The organism is Kribbella sp. NPDC051620 (assembly GCF_044453825.1).
Classification (GTDB): Bacteria; Actinomycetota; Actinomycetes; order Propionibacteriales; family Kribbellaceae; genus Kribbella.
This window is the reverse complement of record NZ_JBITDB010000009.1, coordinates 285,758-292,145: the sequence shown is the minus strand read 5'-3', so window position 1 is coordinate 292,145 and position 6,388 is coordinate 285,758. Positions and strand designations below refer to the sequence as shown.

Genomic DNA, 6,388 nt, shown 5'->3' with positions numbered 1-6,388 from the left:
GCGTGAACGTCCTGTGCTTTCCCATAACAACATCCTTCCCACGAGACCAACGATCTCGCCAGCGAAGATGTCCACCTATCGGGGGCAAGCCCAACCCTATTTGCCGCTCCTGCGTCGCGGTGAGTTCTCGGACTCACCCCTTGCCGGAGGCGGTGGATGACCAGTACGGCGAGCCTTCGACTGCGTTAACCCGTCGTAGTGGCGGCGATCAACTCGGTGATCCGACGACGGGCCGCCTTGGGGTGCAACGGTTCGCAGCCGGCGTCGACGCAGCGCTTGACCACTCGGGGGTCGTCCTTCAGCAACAGCAGTCCGCGCCGGAGCAGGGTGAACGGTGGCTTGCGATGCTCCCGCAGATCGCGCTGAAACCGGCGTACGAAGGTGATGATCCGGTGATGCCGTACGCAGATCGCCACCGCAAGCAGCCCACGCTCCCGCAACGCCCCGACGATCTGATCAGCAAAGATGCCCTCAGCAACCACCAGCGGCGAACCGTCTGTCTCCACAGGTCGATGCCCGACGGTTCCATCCGCAGCGATGTCATAGATCGGCATATCCGATGCGCCGGTTGCGCACAGCAACTCCAGCGCCGCGACGGCCCGCTTCCCGTCCCAGGACCCCGGATCGTCCCAATCCACGATCCCCAATGGCGACCGCGGCATCGCCGCATCATCCCCGTCCCGGTAGAAGTCGTCGAGCCGCACCACCGGCAGACCGACGTTCTCTGCAAGCCGCGATTTCCCAGCCCCCGAAGGCCCCGCCAGCAACACCACTCGAGCACTCACTCGAGGATTCTCCCATCGCTCCACCAGCCGCAGCCCACCCCAGGTCGCCGACAGCCCCATCTGCGCGGTAACAAACTTGCACGGAGCGACGAAAAGTTTCCGCGCAGCCGGGCGCTGACCGACCCGTCGGCTCCACCTCCGCCGAACACCACGCGTCCCGTCGATCGACGCGGAAGTGCTTTCGCCGCAGGACGGCACGCAGCCGCGGCTCGTGGCACTTCCCGGCAAGGGCCGAGTCCGAGAGGTCACCGCGACGTAGGAGCGGCAAATAAGGGTGGGCGGGAGCGACCAGAGCGGCGCGCGACGTAGGAGCGTGCGGCGGCGGGCGCGTGGGGATTAACTGGTTCGGGGGTGGACTTCGGGGTGGGCTTGCCACCAGGGGGCGTAGGCGGGGCTGCGGAGGGCGTGGGCGGTGTAGGAGGTGGCTACGGCCAGGTAGATGGCTTCTGTTTGGTCTTCGGTTAGGCGGCTGCGGCGCCAAGCCAGGATCAGGCGGCCGCGGAGGGGGTCGCTGGTTAGGCGGCGGATGGTCATGCCTTCGGCGCCGGCTGAGGTGGGTTTTACTAGTTGGACTGCTCGGCCGGATTGGATCAGTTGGCGGCCGCCGCCGCTGGGGGCCTCGTAGCGGATTTTGGGGGTGAAGCCGGCTCGGCGGCAGGCGGCTCGGAGGGAGGCTAGGGAGCCGTCGTCGGCGCCGGGTGGGCTGATCCAGGCTTCGTCGGCCAGGTCGGCGAGGTCGATCTCCGAGCGGGCTGCCAGGGGGTGGCTGGAGGTCAGGGCGATGAAGAACGGCAGCCTGGGGAGGATGGTGCGCTGAGCCAGGTCGGGTGACAGGGGTACCTCGTTGTCGTCGCTCATGCCGATCACCGCGAAGTCGGAGCGGTGGTGGGCCAGTGACTGGGCGAGGCTGATGGCGGACGGGTCGACCTGGACGGTGAGCTCCACCGGCGACAGGGCTGCTTGGACGCGCTCGACGATGGTGCCGACGCATTCCATGTGGGCCGTTCCCATGTGCAGTTCGGCCGGGCCCGCGCCGGCGGCCAGGGTCAGGTCGCCGGCGAAGGAGTCGATGTCGGCCAGTACCAGCCGGGCGCGTTGCAAGGCGCGTTCGCCCAGCGGGGTGGGCCGTACGCCGGTACGGGCTCGTTCGAACAGCTGGCCGCCGAGCGAGCGTTCGAAGCGTTGCAGGAGACCGGTCAACGCTGGTTGCGAGACCCCGAGGCGGGCGGCGGCCCTGGTCACGCTGCCCGCGTCGGCGATCGCGCAGATCGCCCGCAGGTGGCGGATCTCGGGATCCATAACGTGAGGCTATCGCCGTTGGGATGACCGCGGAACGGCTCGGCGTGGCACGCTCCGAAACACTGCGGATCCCCCACCGCAGTCACGCGGGTTCGCGTGTTCCGCCCCGGAGGACAGACTGATGACAACCCCACGACTCCAACGATTACGGCTGTTCCGGCGACAGGCCCCGGTACTTTCCCTGGCCTCCGTCATCGCCCTGACCTGGCTCGGCCTCAGCGCCGGTCCAGGACAAGCGGCCACCGTCGCAAATCCGCCAACGGTCGCAAGTCCACCAACCGTCGGCTCAGGTCCCAGCGGGCCGGCCGACGAACCCGCCCACGTGACCGATGCCAGGACCCCGGTCGACCACCGTCCGCCCCTCCCTGCATCGAAACACGAACTGCGCCGCGACTACGACGGCCCCGGCAAGGTAGCCCTCAAGCCACGCCCGTCCATGCAAGACCTCAAAGCCACGGCGGCCTGCAACCCCGCAGACTTCACGAGCCGCACCGGCCAAGCGCTCGTGAACCAGATCAAGGCATCGACGACGGACTGCGTCAACACACTCTTCAACCTCACCGGCACGGACGCGTACGCCGCATTCCGCGAGACCCAGATGACCACCGTCGCGTATGCCCTGCGCGACAACGGCTCCGCCTACCCCGGCAACAACTCGACCGGTACCGCCCAACTGACCCTGTACCTCCGGGCGGGCTACTACGTGCAGTGGTACAACCCGTCGACGGTCGGCACCTACGGCCCGACGCTGCGTACCGCGATCCAATCAGGCCTGGACACCTTCTTCGCCAACTCCCACGCCTTCGACGTCAGCGACGCCAACGGAGAGACCCTCGCCGAGGCGATCACCCTGATCGACAGCTCCGCGCAGAACGCCCGCTACCTGTCGATCGTCAAGCGCATGCTGACCGGCTACAACAACTCGTACAACACGTCGTGGTGGATGCTGAACGCGGTCAACAACGTCTACACCGTGTTGTTCCGCGGGCATCAGGTGCCGGAGTTCGTGTCGGCGGTACAGACCGATCCGAGCGTGATCGACACCCTGTACGGCTTCGCGGCCGACCACAAGGACCTGCTGTCCGGCGACCAGAGCTACCTGACCTCCAACGCCGGCCGTGAACTCACCCGGTTCCTCCAGTACTCCGCCCTGCTCGCCAAAGTCCGTCCGCTCGCGAAGGCCCTACTCGGGCAGACCTCGTTGCAGGGCCCGACGGCACCGCTGTGGGTCGGCGTCGCCGAGTTGGCCGACACCTACGACAAGGCCAACTGCGCGTACTACGACATCTGCAACCTGCAGGCCAAGCTGGCCGCCGCCGTGCTGCCGATCAACCACACCTGCAGTTCCACCCTGCGCATCCGTGCTCAGGAGATGACCACCGCCCAGCTCGCGTCGAGTTGCAGCAGCCTGGCGAGTCAGGACGCCTACTTCCATGGCATTGTCGCCGACCCCGGCCCGGTGGCCAACGATCGCAACACCAGCCTGGAGGTGGTGGTCTACAACTCCAGTACCGACTACCAGACCTACGCCGGGGCGATGTGGGGCATCGACACGAACAACGGCGGGATGTACCTCGAGGGCGACCCGGCCGCGGTCGGCAACCAGGCGCGGTTCATCGCCTACGAGGCCGAGTGGCTGCGCCCGACGTTCGCGATCTGGAACCTCAACCACGAGTACACCCACTACCTCGACGGTCGCTTCGACATGGCCGGCGACTTCGACGCGGGCGTCAGCACCCCGACGATCTGGTGGATCGAAGGGTTCGCGGAGTACGTGTCCTACTCCTACCGCAACGAGACCTACACCGCGGCCATCACCGAGGCGTCCCGCCGTACTTACGCGCTCAGCACGCTGTTCGGTACGACGTACAGCAACGACACCACCCGGATCTACCAGTGGGGCTACCTCGCGGTGCGGTACATGCTGCAGTCGCACCGCAGCGACGTGACCACAGTCCTCAACTACTACCGGTCGGGCAACTGGAACGCTGCGGCCAGCTACCTGAGGACCACGATCGGCAGCCGGTACGACGCCGACTGGTCCAGTTGGCTGTCCGCCTGCGGGGCAGGCAACTGCGGTGGGGGTGGTACGACCTTGCCAGAGTGCGCTGCGGGCGATGTCCGTGCCCTGGGCAAGAACTGTCAACGCAGCAACCGTGGCACCACGACCGGCAACTACGACTATCTCTACATCAACCTGCCGGCCGGCACAGCCCAGCTACAGATCACCGCCAGCGGTGGTACCGGCAACTGTGATCTCTACTACAACAAGACCACCTGGGCGACCAGCGCCGCCTACACCCAGCGGTCGACCGCCACCGGCAACAGCGAGTCGATCACTGTCGCCAATCCGCCCGTGGGCTACAGCTACGTCAGCCTTTACGGCGCAACAGGCTGCAACGGCGTCACTGTCAGCAGCCGCTACTGATCGTTCGTTCCCTCTGCGTGGGCTCAACAGCGCGCGTCCATGCGGAGGGAACGAACCTGTACTTTGCCTGGCGTTCACCTTCATCTGGTGGGCTCGCGACGTAATCCCCTGACCCTGCGGAGGAATCGTGAGGCGAGTCGCGCCCGGCGTTGCCGCTGTGGTGTGCGTTGGACTGGTGGTACTGACCGGGTGCGGGAACGACGCGGGGGCGTCGACCGCGCCGGTTGGCGGGAGTACGCCGTCCGTGCCGGCTGATGTTGCCGCGCCTGCCGCAGTCAGTGGGTTGGCGGGGCTGGCCGTCGTACCGGGTGGGTTCTTGAACGGGGCTCCGGGAGAGCCTGCACAGGTGACTGGGCCGTTCACGCGGCAGAGCTTCGTGGACACCTTGTCGGCTTCGCCTGCTGAGGATCTCGCGTTGTTGCTGAACGCGGGGTGCAAGGAGGGCTACCAGATGTTCCGCTTGAGCGCGGACCGGCGCAAGCGGGTGACCGTGCAGCTGTTCAAGGCGGCTTCGGCGGCCAAGGCCCGTGACCTGCAGAAGGGGTTCTGGGCGCAGGACGAGCACACCAAGCCGTTCGCAGTACCGGGCGTGCAGGGCGCGTTGACCGACGCGCAGACCGGGGTCGTCGGCGTGACCGGTCAGATCGACGCGGTCGCGGAGGCCAGCATCACGGTCGGCTCACTGGTCGCCGAGATCACCGTCAGCCAGACAGGCACGCTGGAAAAGACGCCGGTACCGGACATCAAGCTCGCCACCACGATGCTCAAACTCCAGTACCAGCGCCTGACCACCAAGTCGGGCTGACGGTCCCGCCGACCCGATCAGAAGCAGGTGAACGCGTCCTTGATCACCACGAACGAGGACGGATCGCTGAAGATGGTCGGTGCTCCCTTCCGGACGGCGAAGGCCTTGATCCGTGGGCGGCCCGGCTGGTCGGCCCAGGCGCCGCTGATCTTCTCGGCTCCTGCCTCGACCGCGGAGCGCGGGATCGTGTACTTGAAAACGCCCCAGTTATAGGGATCCATCGTGGATGCGGCCCAGCCGACGAGGTCCTGTGCGGCCTTGCAGTCGGAGACGAAATACCGCAGCCCGGTGGACGGAACATCCTTCAGCTTGCCGCTCTGGCGTACCTCGGCGACCTCCGAAGGGGTGCCGATCTGGTACAGGGTGATGGTGGGACTGGTGCCGTTGAGGATGTCGGAGCCCGGCGTACCGAACGGCGCCGGCAGCGAACCGACGACGGGCGAGTTCATCGCGCCGGGCGAGCCGGTGCTCTGCAGGGTGTTGAAGCGGATCGCGAACTGCCCGCCGCTCGAGCAGGCCGGTGCCACCAGGTTCGCCTCGACCTTGAGGGCGTCCAGGATCCAGTAGTTGAACATCGTCGTGCCGGGCGCCGGGGCCAGCGTCGTCGAGAGCTGGCTGGACAGATTGACCGGAGCGGCCGAGCCGCAGAGCCATTGCCAGGTGTAGACCAGCGTCGCGGTCTTGCTCGACGGCTGGCCCTGCGAGTTGAACTTCGGTACGGCCCCGAAGTACGCCGTGACGTGCACCGGCTTGGTCGTGTCGACCCAGAGCTTCGCGAGCAGGTGGGCATCCCACAGGTCGTCATAGGTCACGCCGGTGTACCCGCCGCCGAACTGCAGGTTCTTGCCCAGCGCGGTCGGCGCATCCGGGTCGGCCGCCGCCGTGACGGCCGCCTTGGTCGCGGCCGGCTGGTCCCCGGCAGCCGTCGCCGGTCCGGCGGCGCCGAGCAGCAGCGCGGCGGCGGTCAGCACCGCCATGACCAGCTTCTTCTTTCCCTGTCGCATCGATCGTCCTCCCGAGTGACTTTCAGTGACTCCCGTCAGGCTAGGAGTCACCGATGCGAGCTTGGAA

Annotated in this window: 5 protein-coding genes; 2 read left to right on the top strand and 3 right to left on the bottom strand. The window is 66.9% G+C overall.

The window, feature by feature from the left end; all coding sequences use genetic code 11:
* Positions 1 to 185: 185 nt before the first annotated feature.
* Both ACIA12_RS37995 and ACIA12_RS37990 read right to left on the bottom strand, forming a co-directional pair.
* On the bottom strand, positions 186 to 785 hold the full coding sequence (locus ACIA12_RS37995) for a uridine kinase (protein ID WP_396372302.1): 600 nt from the start codon (positions 783 to 785) through the stop codon (positions 186 to 188).
* Between the two features lie 336 nt (positions 786 to 1,121).
* Positions 1,122 to 2,084 carry a LysR family transcriptional regulator gene (locus tag ACIA12_RS37990; RefSeq protein ID WP_396372301.1) on the bottom strand — a complete coding sequence of 321 codons (963 nt, stop codon included), beginning with the start codon at positions 2,082 to 2,084 and terminating at the stop codon, positions 1,122 to 1,124.
* A 121-nt stretch (positions 2,085 to 2,205) separates the two neighbouring features.
* On the opposite strand from ACIA12_RS37990, the gene ACIA12_RS37985 reads away from it, so the two are divergent.
* Both ACIA12_RS37985 and ACIA12_RS37980 read left to right on the top strand, forming a co-directional pair.
* Entirely contained in the window at positions 2,206 to 4,512 is a 2,307-nt protein-coding gene (locus tag ACIA12_RS37985; RefSeq protein ID WP_396372300.1) for a M9 family metallopeptidase, read from the top strand.
* A gap of 127 nt (positions 4,513 to 4,639) precedes the next feature.
* On the top strand, positions 4,640 to 5,317 hold the full coding sequence (locus tag ACIA12_RS37980; RefSeq protein ID WP_396372299.1) for a hypothetical protein: 678 nt from the start codon (positions 4,640 to 4,642) through the stop codon (positions 5,315 to 5,317).
* A gap of 17 nt (positions 5,318 to 5,334) precedes the next feature.
* On the opposite strand, the gene ACIA12_RS37975 is transcribed toward ACIA12_RS37980, so the two are convergent.
* The gene (locus ACIA12_RS37975) at positions 5,335 to 6,321 is read right to left on the bottom strand and encodes a hypothetical protein (protein ID WP_396372298.1); all 987 of its coding nucleotides are present in this window, start codon (positions 6,319 to 6,321) and stop codon (positions 5,335 to 5,337) included.
* Between the last annotated feature and the right edge of the window lie 67 nt (positions 6,322 to 6,388).